Below are 13,767 nucleotides of genomic sequence, written 5' to 3'. Positions count from 1 at the left end.
TGACGCGATGTTCACACCGGATTTCAAGCCTGAACCCTTCTGGTGGGAAGCTGCCCGGCCGGAGGCGGGAGCGCAGGGGGATTTGCCCACTTCCGTCGATGTGCTGATCGTCGGGGCGGGATATACCGGTCTGCACGCGGCAGTGCAGACCGCGCGGGCCGGGTGCCGGACGCTTGTGCTGGACCGGGAGGTCGCGGGCTGGGGGGCGAGCAGCCGCAATGGCGGTCAGGTTTCAACCTCCGTCAAGCCGGGTTTTGCCGTATTGAAAAAGCGTTATGGCGCGGCGCGGGCCGAAGCAATCCTGCGCGAGGGGCAGGCGTCGCTTGATTTCATGAAGCGGTTCATGGGTGAAGAAGGGATTCATTGCCAGTTCCAGACCAACGGGCGGTTCCACGGCGCACATACCGCGCGGCAATACGACAAGCTGGCGCGGGAGGCGGAAAGCACCGGCGTGCTTAAGACCGATGCTTTCGTCGTGCCGCGCCATGCGCAACACGCGGAACTGGGGACGGATGCCTATTACGGTGGGATCGTCTTTCCCCACCATGCCAGTCTGCATCCAGGTCTTTATCACAAGGGGTTGCGCGCCCTTGCGGAAGAAGCGGGCGCGCAGGTGCTATCGCAGTGCGCGGTAACAGGGATCGAAAGGCAGAAGAATGGCTTTCGTGTATTGACCGATCGGGGACCGGTGCAGGCCGCGAAAGTCGTGCTGGCGACCAATGGCTATACCGGCGGGCTGAGCCGCTGGCACCAGCGGCGGGTCATCCCCATCGGGTCTTACATGATTGCAACAGAAGAACTGCCCGGCGACGTGATGGACCGTGTGATGCCGTCCGACCGCATCCTGTCGGACACCCGCAAGCTGGTCTATTACTACCGCCCCTCGCCAGACCGCAAACGGATCCTGTTCGGCGGTCGCGTGTCCCTGAAGGAGACTGATCCGTTGCGTACGGGGCCGCTTTTGCGCGCGGAACTGGTGCGGCTATTCCCGGCGCTGAAAGACGTGCGGATCAGTCATTCATGGTCGGGACTGGTGGGTTATACCTTCGACACCCTGATGCATAGCGGCCATGAAAGGGGTCTTTATCACGCGATGGGCTATTGCGGGGCAGGGGTCGGCATGGCCAGCTATTTGGGGATGCGGATCGGGCAGCAGGCTTCGGGCAACCCGGAAGGGGCGCTGGCTTTTGACGATATCCCCTTTCCGACACGGCCTTTCTATACCGGCAATCCGTGGTTCCTTGCCCCGTCTGTGCTGGCCTATCGGGTTCGGGATCGGCTGGGGATTTGAACGCTCTCAGGGTTTGACAAGCCAATCGTCCAGCGTCGCGCGCACCTTGTCGGGCCACGGTACGGATGTGTGTTTGTCCAGATCGGACGCCGCCAGCACTTGGGTGCTGTTCCAACGCGCTTCATCACCGCAGTTGATCTGATGCTTGAGCGTGACCGAAGACCGACCGACCCGCACAACCTGCAATTCAAACGTCAACGTTTCACCAAAAAGCGACGGGATCGAGAAGTCGCACGTCAGGTGCACGGTGGGCGTACCCCAGCGTTCTTTCCAGATGATCTCGTGCCAAGGATATCCGATGTGGGCCCAGAATTCTTCGTTCACGCCATTCAGCAAGTCCAGATAGGACGGGAAGTAGGCGGTGCCGGAGATGTCGCAGTCTCCAAAGCGCAGTTCGCGGTCGGTCGTGAAGGTTTTGGGCATGAAGGGTGCTCATGTAATATCGGGTGCGCCTGCTTAACGGGTGTCAGAGGGATTGGGTAGCCCATGAAAGTCGTATCGGCTAGGATCGCGCAGGTCTGGTGGGAGATACATGTGCGGCGGTTGTTGGCGGTGATTGCGTTTTGCACCTGTATCTGGTCCCCGGCTTTGGCGGACACGTTCATGGGCCGCACAATTCAGGTCACCGACGGTCGGCAGGACCTGCAGAAGCCTGCCCCGCTGGTGCTGGCTTTGCATGGGTTTCTGGGCACCGGGCGCAATCTTCGCAGAAAGTCGCGCTTTGATGCAGTGGCGCGGAGCGAAGGATTTATCGTCGTGTACCCCAACGGGCGCGCGCGGCGGTGGAATGACGGGCGCAGCCCGGGCAACCGGGTCGATGACGTGGCGTTTCTGTCCAGTCTGATCGCAGCACTGGTGGCCCGCGGGCAGGTCGATCCAGCGCGGGTGTTCGTTACGGGCCATTCCAATGGGGGTGGGATGGCGATGCGGATGGCCTGTGATCGACCGGACCTTGTGCGTGGTATTTCCGTCGTCGCAACCAAATCCGCGCTGAATTACCAATGCCGGGGCGGCCCCCCGGTTGCGGCACTGTTCGTACACGGGACGGCTGACCCGATCTCTCCGCATCAGGGTCGCGGCGCGGACAGTCGGCTGGGAGGAGCCCTGTCCAGCCGCGATACGTTGTCTTTGTGGCAGGGCCGCAACCGTTGCAACGGTAGGCCGCAGATGCGGGTGGTGGACCGGGTTGACGACGGGACGGTTGCCGAGGTTTTGCACTATTCCGGCTGTGCGGCACCATTGCAGGCGGTGGTGATCAAGGGACATGGGCATGGCTGGCCCGGTCCCGCCGCGCGCAAGACCCTGTTGGAGGGTCCGGCGACCCGTGAGGTGGATGCAACCCGGATGACCTGGTCCTTCTTCTCCGGCCTATAGGATCAGGCCCCATGGGCTGTCTTGCTGTCCTTTGGTGCCTCATCCCGATCCAACATCCCGTAATCACGGATCACATGGGCGATCCGCAGATGGTAGTCCGAAAAAACCCCGTCGCGCCCCTTGGCTTGCGCTGACCGATGCGCTGAGAGTTTTCGCCAGCGGGCAACGGCCTCTTCATCCTCGAAAAACGAGAGTGAAAGCAGCTTGTCGGGGTCGGTCAGGCTTTGGAAGCGTTCCACGGAGATGAACCCTGCGACCTCATCCAATAGGGGGCGCATGGCAGCGGCGATGTCGAGGTATTCGGCCTTGCGGTCGGGGTGGGGCAGGACCTCGAAGATGACGGCAATCATGTGGGCGCGCCGTGTGGGGCGGAGGCAAGGGTGAGAAAGGTGCGATCCTCCCTGAGCAAGAATTTTTCGGATTGAGCAAAGGCATAGTTCTCCCGCCCCAGTGGATCGTCTGCCAACCGTGCACGGTAGGCTTCATAGGCTGCAAGAGACGGGATGTTATAGATGCCATAGGCGAGCGTGGAGGAGCCTTCGTGCGGGGCGTAATAACCGACAAGATCCGCACCGCAACGGGGTATCGCCTGCCCCCAGTTGCGGGCGTATTGCCTGAAAGCATCGTGTTTGGTGGGGTCAATTTCATAGCGAATGATGCAGGTCAGCATGTTTTGTCCTTTCGTTGCTCCGTACAGATAGCGCATTGCGCTTCTTGAATGCTTCGGCCAAGATCGAAGTATGAAAGAAGGTCCTGACATATCCCGGATTGCAGCGCTGATCGGCGATCCTGCGCGCGCGAATATCCTGACGGCGCTGATGGCTGGCAAGGCACTGACCGCGACGGAACTGGCGGCGGAGGCCGGGGTCACGGTGCAGACGGCGAGCGCGCATCTGGGCAAGCTGGAAGCAGCCCAGATGATCGCCTGCCGGAAATCGGGACGGCACAAGTATTTCACACTGGCTGGTGACGACGTGGGCCACGCGTTGGAAGCCTTGATGGGGCTGGCGGCGGTGGTAGGACATTTGCGGACGCGTACGGGGCCGAAGGATCTGGCCCTGCGCGAAGCACGGGTATGCTACAACCATCTGGCGGGCGCGAAGGGGATAGCGCTTTATCAGGGGTTGCTGCGCCGCGGTGCTTTGGTCGAAACGGGGGAGGCCGTGACACTGACCGATGTGGGGGCGGAGGTTCTGACCAAGTTCGGCATAGATATCAATGCGCTCAGGCGCAGCAAGACCCCGCTTTGCCGATCCTGTCTGGACTGGAGCGCGCGACAAACGCATCTGGCAGGGAGTGTGGGTCGGGCGGTACTGGCAGAAATCCTTGCCAAAGGCTGGGCGGAACGGGTGACCGGGACCCGGGTCATCCGGTTTTCGCCCGCTGGCACACGTTCCTTCGAAGAAATGTTCAGCCCCTAAAGCGCGCCGGTTTCTTTCAACCGGTTGATGCCATGGAGCAAATGTTCGGTGCGAAAGGAATGCCCCCCTTCGAACAGGCAGAAATCAAGGACATTGCCGGTGTCATTGCGGCGGTTCTGGCACGACAGATCGCCCGCTGCATCGTCTTTTGCAGGGCCGAAGTCGCCAAAGTCGCGGTAAAGCGCCAGCGCGTCCGCGACTTCGCCCTGCTTGGTCTCGCCTATCGGGCGGCCTGTCAGAGGTACGGTGCGGTCCGCATCGCCGTGAATGTGAACGATGTTTTGTACGGGCGCGTCGCAGTCTTCGGGTGGTTTCAACCAGAAGGTTCCGGACATGGGAATGAAGCCTGCGAACCGCGCGGGGTGCGAACACGCAAGGTTCCAGACCATCATACCGCCCGCAGAGAAACCGCTTGCGACGATGCGGTCAGGGTCGATGCGGTGGCTGGTCGTGGCATCGGCAATCACCGCGTCGAAATAGGCAAATTCCGCCGCCCCGGTGCTGTTGAAGGTGCGCGGACCGTAAGGCAGATCCCATGAACCATTGACGCCCTGAACTGCGATAAGCGCCAGACCCGCGTCCGATACCATGCGGCGCAGCGATCTGTTGCGCATCACGCCTGCCGCGGACCCCTTGTAGCCGTGCGACCAGATCAGCGCGCCGACGGGTGTGCTGCCATCATGCCCTTCCGGCATGGAAATCCGGTAGTGGCGGTCGCCAACGGGACAGTTGGTGTCAGTACCGCAAGCGAAGGCAGCGGGGGCGATCATCAGAAGTATGCAGATCAGAAGAAATCTCATACGCTGATACAGACTTGATTGCGCGCCCCCGTCAATTCACAAGCGCGTGCCGGGTTGCTGCCTGCGCACAGACGGCAAAGGTGCACCGGTTTCGCCCCTCTTTTTGGCCTTAAATCCCGTCCGCACTTTCAAACCGCGCCCTCCATCGGCAATTCAGGACGGGTCGCGCCACCTGTTCACAATCGGATAGCGCCGGTCGAGCCAGAACGCGCCCTTGGTCAGGCGCGGGCCGGGAGCGGATTGGAAGCGCTTGTATTCGGAAATGTAGATCAGGTGTTCGATCTTCTTTGCCACGTCCCGGTCGTATCCCGCCGCCACGCAATCGGCGATGGAGCCGTCCTGATCCACCAGAATGTCCAACAGCGCGTCCAGCTCCGGATAATCAGGCAGGCTGTCGCTGTCTTTCTGGTCTTCGCGTAATTCGGCGGTTGGGGGCTTGGTGATGATGGTTTCGGGGATCATCGTGCCTTCAGGGCCTTTCATCCAGTCGCGGTGGTTGGCGTTGCGCCAGCGGCAGGTCTCGAAAACGCGGGTCTTGTACATGTCCTTGATGGGATTGTAGCCGCCCGACATGTCGCCGTAGATGGTTGCATACCCGACCGCGACCTCGGACTTGTTACCGGTGGTCAGCAGCATTTCTCCGAATTTGTTGCTGAGCGCCATCAGCAGCAGACCGCGCAGGCGGGACTGGATGTTTTCCTCTGTCAAACCTTCGTCGGTGCCGTCGAACAATGGCGCGAGGGTTTGGGTGATCGCCTGGCGGCCCTGCTTGATCGGCACGTAATCATACTGGCATCCCAGTGCCTTGGCGACGGCTTCGGCATCATCGAGCGAGCCTTGCGATGTATACTCGGACGGCAGCATCACGCAGCGAACGTTTTCGGGCCCCAACGCATCTGCGGCGATGGTCGCGACGATGGCGCTGTCGATGCCCCCCGACAGACCCAGAAGCACCTTCTTGAAACCTGTCTTGTCCATGTAGTCGCGCAGGCCCTGAACACAGACGCGGTAATCTGCCTCGAAATCGTCGGGATAAAGCGCCGGGGTCTGTGGCACGATGCGCCAGCCTTCGGCGCCGCGTTCCAGGTCGATATGGGCGATTGTGCTGTCAAAGGCGGGCAGTTGTACGGCCAGTTCGCCGCCGGGGTTGAGGCCGAACGAAGCCCCGTCAAATACCTGATCGTCCTGACCGCCGACCATGTTGAGGTAGATCAGCGGCAGACCTGTCTCCACCACCCGTGCGACGATGACATTCAGCCGCGTCTCCATCTTGTTGCGGTAATAGGGGGAGCCATTGGGCACGAGCAGGAATTCCGCACCCGTTTCTGCCAGGGTTTCCGATACGTCAGGGTGCCATGCGTCTTCGCAGATCGGACTGCCAATACGCGTGTTGCCCACCGAATAGGGGCCGCCCAGCGGGCCTGCATCAAAGATGCGGACCTCGTCGAAGACGGTCTCATTCGGCAGTTCATGTTTCAGAACGCGGCTGGCGATCTTGCCGCCCTTGAGGATCAGGTAGGCGTTGTAAAGCTCTCCGTCCTCGGCCAACGGCGCGCCGATGGCCAGCGCAGGTCCGTCGGCGCAATCCGCGGCGAGCGCGTCGATATGGGCCATCACATCGCGCTGGAAAGCGGGCTTCATCACCAGATCCTGCGCGTTGTAGCCTGTGATGAACATTTCCGGCAGGGCCACCATATCCGCCTTGGCTGCTTTGCCTGCTTGCCATGCCTCACGCGCAAGCGCGGCATTGCCGGCCAGGTCGCCGACGGTTGGGTTCAACTGGCCCAGGGTGATGCGGAAACGGTCTGCCATATGGTTGCCCTTTGATGTTGCGCGTTGATGTAGCAGATCAAGGCTGGGGTTAAACCCCAAAGGGCGATTTGGCGCAGGCTCAGGGCAGCTTGTCGAACCGGGCGATGTTGCCGGGGGTGACGTGGAAGGGTTGTTCATCGCAGGTATAGATGGCGATCTTTGGCCCGCCGTAGACCAGCGGATCGTTCAATGTGCCCACTTTCAAGACCACCCGTTCGCCATCTGTCAGCTCCGTCAGGATGTGGGTACCGCAGGTGCCGCAAAAGCAGCGGGTGACGGGGTTTTCCAGATCGCTGCGGGCAAAGGTTTGCGGGGTGCCTTTGGTCCATTCGAAGAAGGCGGCGGGAAGGATCATGAAATAGTTCGGTCCGCCGCCGCTGATGTACTGGCATTCCCGGCAATGGCATTGCGCCTTGAGCTGAACTGGCCCGCCCGCCTTGTAACGCAGCGATCCGCAGTAGCAGCGGCCGGAAAATTCAGTGGGGTCGGGCATGGGTTCAATCCTTCGAAGTGCTTAACCCGGTTTACACATGGGCGGGCATGGACAGCAAGGCAGCGCGGGCGCAAAAGTGGATTGCCCCCTTTGCCCCCATTGCATAGGCTTGACAGAACCCCGTGCGACTTGCCGCGCGCCCGCCAACCACAGGTAGTGATATGACCCCCGCACCCCGCCTGACATATGCTGTCTTCCTTTCGCTTTCGCTGTTGGCCCTGCCCGCAAGTGCGCAGAGCACCTCGGAAGTCATCACCAAGCAATACGACGATGGCGGGGTCTATGAGGGGACCTTCAAGGGCGGGTTGCAGCATGGCGCCGGCACCTACAAGCTGCCCAACGGTTATGAATATTCCGGCGCGTGGGTCGACGGAGAGATCAAGGGAGAAGGCGTGGCGCGTTTTCCCAACGGGTCGGTCTACGAAGGGAATTTTGCCAAGGGCAAGCCCGATGGCTTTGGCAAGATCACCTTTGCCGATGGTGGCACCTACGAGGGCGATTGGGAAGCGGGCGCAATCATCGGGCAGGGTGTGGCGCTTTACGCCAATGGCGTGCGTTACGAGGGGCAGTTTCGCAATGCCAAGCACCATGGCAAGGGCGTGATGCAAAGCCCAGGCGGGTATGAGTACAAAGGCGACTGGATCGACGGGATCAAGCAGGGCACGGGGGTGATTACCTATCCCGATGGTGCGGTCTACGAAGGCGATATCGTGGTCGGCAAGAGGGCCGGTCAGGGCACGCTCACGATGCCCGACGGGTTGACCTATGTCGGCTTGTGGAAGGACGGTCAGATCGACGGTACCGGCACGCTGACCCAGCCCAACGGCGATGTCTACGAAGGCCAGCTTGCCGGTGGCCGACGCGAGGGCAAGGGCAAGGTGACCTATGCCAACGGCGACACCTACGAAGGTGATTTCAAGGATGACCGCCGCGACGGGCAAGGCACGTTCACGGGCGCGGATGGATATGTCTATTCAGGATCGTGGGTCGCGGGTCAGATCGAGGGGCAGGGTCAGGTGATCTATCCCGACGGATCGGTCTATGTGGGCAGCTTCCGCAATGATCTGGCCGATGGGCAGGGCAAGATCACCTATCCTGACGGGGCGACATACGAAGGCGGCTGGGTGGCTGGTGTGATCGAGGGCGAGGGACGCGCCACCTATGCCAACGGGGTGGTCTATGAGGGTGGTTTCAGGAACGCGCGCAACCACGGTCAGGGGGTCATGACCTATGCTGACGGGTACCGTTACGAAGGGGCCTGGGCCGATGGCGAACGGTCCGGCACCGGGGTTGCGACCTATCCTGACGGCACGGTGTACGAGGGCCAGTTTGACGCGGGCCAGCGCCATGGAGAGGGCAAGATCACCATGCCCAGCGGCTTTACCTATGTGGGCCAGTGGCAACGCGGCGAGATTGAGGGTGAGGGGATTGCCACCTATGCCAACGGCGACGTCTATGAGGGAACGTTCATCGGCGGCAAGCGGCAGGGGGCGGGCACCATGCGCTATGCAACCGGAGAGGAAGCCTCCGGCCAGTGGGAGAACGGGGCGCTGCAGCAGGACGGTTGAGTTCGTACCGGACGCCGTGATCCCATTGAGCAGCAAAGCTGCACGCGATCCTTTTTTGTTGATGAGGGGCTAGCCCCTCAAACTCCCCAGGTTTTTTAACCATTTGGAAGGATGAAGGGCGTCGGACTAAAGCATCAATTGATAGCTGTGCGGGACGTAGTGGAAGCCGTCGCCACGGGTTTCGACATAGCCGATACCGGGCCATGGCATGTGGTAGCCGACGAAGGGCATTTTTTCAGCCGCCATCATCGACAGGAGCGCCTTGCGGGTTTCAGCGGCGGCAGATTTGTCCATGTCGAATTTCACTTCCCAGGTGGGGTGCGCCAGCGACCAGACATAATGGTTGGCAAAATCGGCCCCCAGCAGCATGGATTTGCCTTCGGAGGTGAGGCGGTAGGTCATGTGCCCCGGTGTATGGCCGAAGGCGGCGACGCTGGTGATGCCGGCGACCACATCCTGACCTGCATCGAGGAAGGTGGTCTGTTCGGCCATGGGGCGCATGTTGGCGTCAAAGCCGTCGTTTTCGGCCTTGGCCCAGGCGTCATATTCCTTCTGCCCGGTGACGTAGCGCGCGTTGGGATAGGTTGGCGCGCCTGCGTTCATCATCCCACCGATGTGGTCGCCGTGCATATGGGTGATGACCACGATGTCGACCTGATCGGCGGTGTATCCCGCGGCCGTGACGGCGGCGAGGGTGCCTTCGGCAGACAGGCCCGTATCAAAAAGCACAAGTTCGGCACCGGTGTTTACCAGCGTGGGGGTAAAGAAGAACTGCGCGGCGTCTGTTGGCAGGTTGGCGGCGGCGGAGGCTGCGGCGAATGTCTCTGCGTCGACGTTCATGCCGAAGATGTTTTGCGGATCAGGCACGGACCGTGTTCCGGCAAGCAGGGTGGTAATTTCGAATGCGCCGAGCTTTACCCGGTTGAACGGGGCAGGGGCCACGCCCATCATGGGGGCGCCTGCGCGGGCACTGGTGGCAGCGGCGGCAGCGGCAAGCGGCAGGGCTGCGGCGGCGGTGAGGGTTTGGCGACGGGTCAGGCGCATGGGGCTTCCTTTCAATGTTATCATCTTACAAAGTTAGCGCATTGAAGGGGAAGGCCAAGACCGCCGTTCTTCCACGTGCTCAATTCGGCGTGACTTCGGGTATCGTTCTTCCGCGACCTTTGCAGTAAGGTATGGATGGGAGAACACACATGGATGCCCATACATTTCTTCAGCAGGTGACCCCCGCGCGGCGGCATGCGGAGGCGCGTCAATTGGATGCGCTTTTCCGCCGGGCCACGGGCTGGAAGCCGGTCTTTTGGTCCGGCGAGATGCTGGGCTATGGCACCTATGATTACACCTATGCGTCGGGGCGCAGCGGGACGATGCTGGCCACCGGGTTCGCCCCGCGCAAGGCCAAGCTGAGCATTTACGTCATGCCGGGATATGCGGATTTCGGCAGTATTCTGGCGCGGCTGGGCAAGCATACCAAGGGCAAGGCATGTCTGTATCTGAACAAGCTTGCGGACGCGGACGAAGCGGTTCTGGAAGAGCTGATCCGCGCCGGGCTGGAGGATCTGGCCAGGCGGTGGCACGTCAAGCCCACCTAACTGGACAATGCCAGCGCGCTGTGACAAGCCACGCGGCAAAAGGAGACCCTTGCGATGTCCAGTCCCACCATCACCCGTTTTGCCCCGTCCCCCACCGGATATATCCATGTGGGCAACCTGCGCACGGCGTTGATGAATTATCTCATCGCGCGCAAGGCGGGGGGCACGTTCATCCTGCGGATCGATGACACCGACCCCGAGCGGAGCAAGGAAGAATATGTCGACGGTATCAAGGAAGATCTGACCTGGCTGGGGCTGCACTGGGACCGTGTGGAGCGGCAGTCGGAGCGGTTGGAGAAGTACAACGCGGCGGCGGACAAGCTGCGCGAGATGGGCCGGTTTTACGAGGCGTTCGAGACACCGACGGAGTTGGACCTGAAGCGCAAGAAGCAGCTGAACATGGGCAAGCCGCCGGTCTACGATCGGGCAGCCTTGAACCTGTCGGATGCAGAAAAGGATGCCTTGCGCGCAGAGCGCGGCGATGGGGTCTGGCGGTTCAAGCTGGACAATCAGCGGACCGAGTGGGTGGATGGGATCCTTGGTGATATTTCCATCGATTCCAGTTCGGTATCCGATCCGGTGCTGATCCGGGGCGATGGTCAGATCCTCTATACGCTGGCGAGCGTTGTGGATGATACGGAGATGGGTGTGACCCATGTTGTGCGCGGGTCGGACCATGTGACCAACACCGCGACGCAGATCCAGATCATGGAGGCGCTGGGCGGGGAAAATGTGCCGTCGTTCGCGCATCATTCGCTTCTGACTGGGCCACAGGGGGAGGCGCTGTCAAAGCGGCTGGGCACGCTGGCCTTGCGCGATCTGCGTGCGCAGGGGGTGCATCCCTTTGCACTGCTCAGCCTGATGGCGCGGCTGGGATCATCAGACCCGGTGGAATTGCGCACCGACATGGAAAGCCTGATCGAAGGGTTCGACATCGGGCATTTCGGTTCAGCCCCGACCAAGTTCGATGTGAAGGACCTGTTCCCGCTGACGGGGCGCTATCTGCAGACGTTGTCTGCGGCAGATGTGGCCGACAAGATCGAAAGCCTTGGTGTGCCTGCCGACAAGGCCGCGCAGTTCTGGGCAGTGACCCATGAGAACATCGAGACGCTGCACGATCTGGATGGCTGGTGGGCGATGTTCCGCGACGGCGCGGAGCCGGTGATCGAGGACGCGGATCGCGCATTCGTGGCGCAAGCCATGGCGATGCTGCCCGAGATGCCGTTTGATGAAAACACATGGAGCCAATGGACGGCTGCGGTCAAGGAGGCGACCGGGCGCAAGGGGCGCGGGCTGTTCCGGCCTTTGCGGTTGGCGCTGACCGGCCAGGAGAGCGGGCCGGAGATGGCCGCCGTCATGCCGCTGTTGCAGACGGTGCGCGCGCGTCAGGGCTGAAGCAGCGTTGCGTCGACCTCCCGTAGGTGATCGTTGACCAGACCGGTCTCATCGTCGGACAGCTTTTGTGCGCGGGAGTATATCGGCTTTGCCCGATCGTTCAGGACGGGGGTATTCCAGCCTGCCGTCGTGTTGAAGAATCGCGCCACACCCTTTTCGCCGAATTCCCGCAGGAAACCCTGAACGACAACGTCGAGATAGCTGAGCAGGATCACGTGATCGCCATCGGGAAGGTGATGTTCGGGGGGAACGGAATAGTGCGCGACATGCGGCAGGGGGCTGAGGGGATGGACCACGGCATTACCCGAGACAATCCGCGCGTAGCCCCGTTCACGTTCATCCAACGCGGCCCAGTCATCCCCCGGTACGGCGGCAATCAGCCCGTCGATGGTGATGTCGGGGGCGGGTTGCGCGCTTAGAAAAACCGTATCGCGCCCCTCGCAGCGCACCCATGCGCGCTGCCAGCCCTGTAGCTGCGCGGGATGCGCATCGGGGTAGGCATGGGTGCTGCGGTTCACAAGGCTGCCGTAGCCGAAGAAGTAGGGGGTCATGTCGTGCTCATCCGTGTTTGGGGCAAACAACCACGCAACGCGAGCAGGTACAAGCGTGCTTGACGCGGGCGTATACGCGGGCATACCAATAGGCACCGTCATGGGAGAATCGGCGCCAAGCCGATGCCGAAGGAGCAACCGCCCCGGAAACTCTCAGGCCCACGGACCGTGGCGGGCAGGACAGCTCTGGAGAGTGGTGCGTGATGCATCCGCCGAAGGGATAACGATCTCAGGCGAAAGGACAGAGGGGGCATCGAGGGGCTGCGCATGGTCAGCTTCGGGATGCCGGTTCTTGCGTTTTGCACCCGGCCTGATGGAAGGATGCGGGGATGAACGATCTCAGACACACGCCGCTTTATGATCTGCATGTGGGCCTTGGTGCGCGCATGGTACCGTTCGCGGGATATGACATGCCGGTGCAATACGCTGATGGTGTGATGAAGGAACACCTGCACACCCGGGCAAAGGCGGGGCTGTTTGATGTCAGCCACATGGGTCAGGTGATGCTGACAGGCGCGTCATGGGAAGCAGTCGCAATTGGGTTCGAACGCATGGTGCCGCAGGATGTGCTGGGGCTGGCCGATGGGCGTCAGCGGTACGGGTTCTTTACCAACAAGGCGGGCGGGATCGAGGATGATCTGATGTTCGCGCGGCGTGGCTCTGCGCTGTTTGTCGTTGTGAACGCGGCCTGCAAGGAGGCAGATATCGCGCGGATGCGGGAGGCGTTGGAGCCGGCGATTGGCGTGGATGAAATAGAGGATCGGGCGCTCATCGCGCTGCAGGGACCCGCCGCCGAAGGGGTGCTTGCGAACATGGATGACGCCGCCGCCGGGATGCGGTTCATGGATGTGCGGGATTTGGATCTGGGTGGTGTGACGGTCTGGGCATCGCGGTCGGGGTATACGGGCGAGGATGGTTATGAATTGTCAGTGCCCGTCGATCAGGTGGAAGCGCTGACGCAGGCGCTGTTGGATCATGCTGATGTGGCCCCCATCGGGTTGGGCGCGCGCGACAGTCTGCGGCTGGAGGCGGGGTTGTGTCTCTATGGAAATGACATGGATGCCGCAGTGAACCCGGTCGAGGCCGCGTTGGTTTGGGCGATTCAGAAGGCGCGGCGCAGTGGCGGTGCGCGTGAAGGTGGGTTTCCTGGTGCGGACGTGATCCTGGCTGCCATGACCGACGGTGTGGGACGCAAGCGTGTCGGGTTGAAGCCCGAGGGCCGTGCGCCGATGCGCGAGGGCGTGCCGCTTTTCGATGCCGAGACAGGGGGGGCGCAGATCGGTGTTGTCACGTCCGGCGGATTTGGTCCGTCGGTCGAAGCGCCGGTGGCCATGGGATACGTTGCCGCCGGGCTTGATAAGGTCGGTACATCGCTTTGGGGTGAAGTCCGGGGCAAGCGGCTGCCTGTGGCGGTTGCATCGCTGCCCTTTGTTGCGGCAGGCTTCAAAAGATAAAATCGAAAACAAGACA

General features: G+C 61.6%; 15 protein-coding genes and 2 riboswitches. Of the genes, 7 read left to right on the top strand and 8 right to left on the bottom strand.

Going from position 1 to position 13,767, the window contains the following annotated elements; all coding sequences use genetic code 11:
* The first annotated feature begins 7 nt into the window (after positions 1 to 7).
* Positions 8 to 1,291 (top strand): NAD(P)/FAD-dependent oxidoreductase, encoded by a 1,284-nt coding sequence (locus AB4X18_RS05195; protein ID WP_370399100.1) that lies wholly within the window; start codon positions 8 to 10, stop codon positions 1,289 to 1,291.
* A gap of 6 nt (positions 1,292 to 1,297) precedes the next feature.
* On the opposite strand, the gene AB4X18_RS05190 is transcribed toward AB4X18_RS05195, so the two are convergent.
* Positions 1,298 to 1,714: an acyl-CoA thioesterase gene (locus AB4X18_RS05190; protein ID WP_370399099.1), complete on the bottom strand. Its 417-nt coding sequence runs from the start codon at positions 1,712 to 1,714 to the stop codon at positions 1,298 to 1,300.
* 63 nt (positions 1,715 to 1,777) lie between these two features.
* On the opposite strand from AB4X18_RS05190, the gene AB4X18_RS05185 reads away from it, so the two are divergent.
* Positions 1,778 to 2,665: an alpha/beta hydrolase family esterase gene (locus tag AB4X18_RS05185; protein ID WP_370399098.1), complete on the top strand. Its 888-nt coding sequence runs from the start codon at positions 1,778 to 1,780 to the stop codon at positions 2,663 to 2,665.
* A gap of 2 nt (positions 2,666 to 2,667) precedes the next feature.
* On the opposite strand, the gene AB4X18_RS05180 is transcribed toward AB4X18_RS05185, so the two are convergent.
* Entirely contained in the window at positions 2,668 to 3,015 is a 348-nt protein-coding gene (locus AB4X18_RS05180; protein ID WP_370399097.1) for an antibiotic biosynthesis monooxygenase family protein, read from the bottom strand.
* Complete coding sequence (locus AB4X18_RS05175) at positions 3,012 to 3,335, bottom strand: NIPSNAP family protein (protein WP_370399096.1); 324 nt, start codon at positions 3,333 to 3,335, stop codon at positions 3,012 to 3,014. Before AB4X18_RS05175 ends, AB4X18_RS05180 begins: the two co-directional genes overlap by 4 nt.
* Before the next feature lie 70 nt (positions 3,336 to 3,405).
* Here AB4X18_RS05175 and AB4X18_RS05170 point away from each other — a divergent pair, with 70 nt between their 5' ends.
* Positions 3,406 to 4,086, top strand: a complete 681-nt coding sequence (locus AB4X18_RS05170) for an ArsR/SmtB family transcription factor (RefSeq protein WP_370399095.1) — start codon at positions 3,406 to 3,408, stop codon at positions 4,084 to 4,086.
* Here the strand turns inward: AB4X18_RS05170 and AB4X18_RS05165 are convergent.
* From AB4X18_RS05165 to AB4X18_RS05155, 3 genes are all read right to left on the bottom strand, one after another.
* Positions 4,083 to 4,856: an alpha/beta hydrolase family esterase gene (locus AB4X18_RS05165; protein WP_432817148.1), complete on the bottom strand. Its 774-nt coding sequence runs from the start codon at positions 4,854 to 4,856 to the stop codon at positions 4,083 to 4,085. The two genes, AB4X18_RS05170 and AB4X18_RS05165, sit on opposite strands and share 4 nt — an antisense overlap.
* A gap of 183 nt (positions 4,857 to 5,039) precedes the next feature.
* Complete coding sequence (locus AB4X18_RS05160; protein WP_432817147.1) at positions 5,040 to 6,698, bottom strand: NAD+ synthase; 1,659 nt, start codon at positions 6,696 to 6,698, stop codon at positions 5,040 to 5,042.
* A 79-nt stretch (positions 6,699 to 6,777) separates the two neighbouring features.
* On the bottom strand, positions 6,778 to 7,191 hold the full coding sequence (locus tag AB4X18_RS05155) for a GFA family protein (RefSeq protein WP_370399092.1): 414 nt from the start codon (positions 7,189 to 7,191) through the stop codon (positions 6,778 to 6,780).
* 161 nt (positions 7,192 to 7,352) lie between these two features.
* On the opposite strand from AB4X18_RS05155, the gene AB4X18_RS05150 reads away from it, so the two are divergent.
* Positions 7,353 to 8,759: an MORN repeat-containing protein gene (locus AB4X18_RS05150; RefSeq protein WP_370399091.1), complete on the top strand. Its 1,407-nt coding sequence runs from the start codon at positions 7,353 to 7,355 to the stop codon at positions 8,757 to 8,759.
* Between the two features lie 126 nt (positions 8,760 to 8,885).
* On the opposite strand, the gene AB4X18_RS05145 is transcribed toward AB4X18_RS05150, so the two are convergent.
* Positions 8,886 to 9,803 (bottom strand): MBL fold metallo-hydrolase, encoded by a 918-nt coding sequence (locus AB4X18_RS05145; protein WP_370399090.1) that lies wholly within the window; start codon positions 9,801 to 9,803, stop codon positions 8,886 to 8,888.
* A 149-nt stretch (positions 9,804 to 9,952) separates the two neighbouring features.
* Between AB4X18_RS05145 and AB4X18_RS05140 the strand changes: the two genes are divergently transcribed.
* The gene (locus tag AB4X18_RS05140) at positions 9,953 to 10,351 is read left to right on the top strand and encodes a DUF1801 domain-containing protein (protein ID WP_370399089.1); all 399 of its coding nucleotides are present in this window, start codon (positions 9,953 to 9,955) and stop codon (positions 10,349 to 10,351) included.
* 54 nt (positions 10,352 to 10,405) lie between these two features.
* On the top strand, positions 10,406 to 11,746 hold the full coding sequence (gene gltX / locus AB4X18_RS05135; RefSeq protein ID WP_370399088.1) for a glutamate--tRNA ligase: 1,341 nt from the start codon (positions 10,406 to 10,408) through the stop codon (positions 11,744 to 11,746).
* Here the strand turns inward: gltX and AB4X18_RS05130 are convergent.
* Positions 11,737 to 12,297: a gamma-glutamylcyclotransferase family protein gene (locus AB4X18_RS05130; RefSeq protein ID WP_370399087.1), complete on the bottom strand. Its 561-nt coding sequence runs from the start codon at positions 12,295 to 12,297 to the stop codon at positions 11,737 to 11,739. The genes gltX and AB4X18_RS05130 overlap by 10 nt on opposite strands.
* Positions 12,298 to 12,388: 91 nt before the next feature.
* Positions 12,389 to 12,476, top strand: a riboswitch (glycine riboswitch).
* A gap of 1 nt (position 12,477) precedes the next feature.
* A riboswitch (glycine riboswitch) is annotated at positions 12,478 to 12,552 on the top strand.
* Positions 12,553 to 12,626: 74 nt separating this feature from the next.
* On the opposite strand from AB4X18_RS05130, the gene gcvT reads away from it, so the two are divergent.
* Positions 12,627 to 13,751: a glycine cleavage system aminomethyltransferase GcvT gene (gcvT, locus tag AB4X18_RS05125; RefSeq protein WP_432817146.1), complete on the top strand. Its 1,125-nt coding sequence runs from the start codon at positions 12,627 to 12,629 to the stop codon at positions 13,749 to 13,751.
* The last annotated feature ends 16 nt before the right edge of the window (positions 13,752 to 13,767 follow it).

Origin of the sequence: Sulfitobacter rhodophyticola, assembly GCF_041281685.2 — a bacterium.
GTDB lineage: Bacteria > Pseudomonadota > Alphaproteobacteria > Rhodobacterales > Rhodobacteraceae > Sulfitobacter.
The sequence above is the reverse complement of the archived record's forward strand: the minus strand, read 5'-3'. Positions and strand labels throughout refer to the sequence as shown.

What these genes read in the sequence shown, in the direction of transcription:
- AB4X18_RS05130 (WP_370399087.1), bottom strand. Translation starts at nt 12,297, where the DNA reads ATGACCCCCTACTTCTTCGGCTACGGCAGCCTTGTGAACCGCAGCACC.
- AB4X18_RS05175 (WP_370399096.1), bottom strand. Translation starts at nt 3,335, where the DNA reads ATGCTGACCTGCATCATTCGCTATGAAATTGACCCCACCAAACACGAT.
- AB4X18_RS05190 (WP_370399099.1), bottom strand. Translation starts at nt 1,714, where the DNA reads ATGCCCAAAACCTTCACGACCGACCGCGAACTGCGCTTTGGAGACTGC.
- AB4X18_RS05145 (WP_370399090.1), bottom strand. Translation starts at nt 9,803, where the DNA reads ATGCGCCTGACCCGTCGCCAAACCCTCACCGCCGCCGCAGCCCTGCCG.
- AB4X18_RS05170 (WP_370399095.1), top strand. Translation starts at nt 3,406, where the DNA reads ATGAAAGAAGGTCCTGACATATCCCGGATTGCAGCGCTGATCGGCGAT.
- AB4X18_RS05180 (WP_370399097.1), bottom strand. Translation starts at nt 3,015, where the DNA reads ATGATTGCCGTCATCTTCGAGGTCCTGCCCCACCCCGACCGCAAGGCC.
- AB4X18_RS05140 (WP_370399089.1), top strand. Translation starts at nt 9,953, where the DNA reads ATGGATGCCCATACATTTCTTCAGCAGGTGACCCCCGCGCGGCGGCAT.
- gltX (WP_370399088.1), top strand. Translation starts at nt 10,406, where the DNA reads ATGTCCAGTCCCACCATCACCCGTTTTGCCCCGTCCCCCACCGGATAT.
- AB4X18_RS05195 (WP_370399100.1), top strand. Translation starts at nt 8, where the DNA reads ATGTTCACACCGGATTTCAAGCCTGAACCCTTCTGGTGGGAAGCTGCC.
- AB4X18_RS05165 (WP_432817148.1), bottom strand. Translation starts at nt 4,856, where the DNA reads ATGATCGCCCCCGCTGCCTTCGCTTGCGGTACTGACACCAACTGTCCC.
- AB4X18_RS05155 (WP_370399092.1), bottom strand. Translation starts at nt 7,191, where the DNA reads ATGCCCGACCCCACTGAATTTTCCGGCCGCTGCTACTGCGGATCGCTG.
- AB4X18_RS05150 (WP_370399091.1), top strand. Translation starts at nt 7,353, where the DNA reads ATGACCCCCGCACCCCGCCTGACATATGCTGTCTTCCTTTCGCTTTCG.
- gcvT (WP_432817146.1), top strand. Translation starts at nt 12,627, where the DNA reads ATGAACGATCTCAGACACACGCCGCTTTATGATCTGCATGTGGGCCTT.
- AB4X18_RS05185 (WP_370399098.1), top strand. Translation starts at nt 1,778, where the DNA reads ATGAAAGTCGTATCGGCTAGGATCGCGCAGGTCTGGTGGGAGATACAT.
- AB4X18_RS05160 (WP_432817147.1), bottom strand. Translation starts at nt 6,698, where the DNA reads ATGGCAGACCGTTTCCGCATCACCCTGGGCCAGTTGAACCCAACCGTC.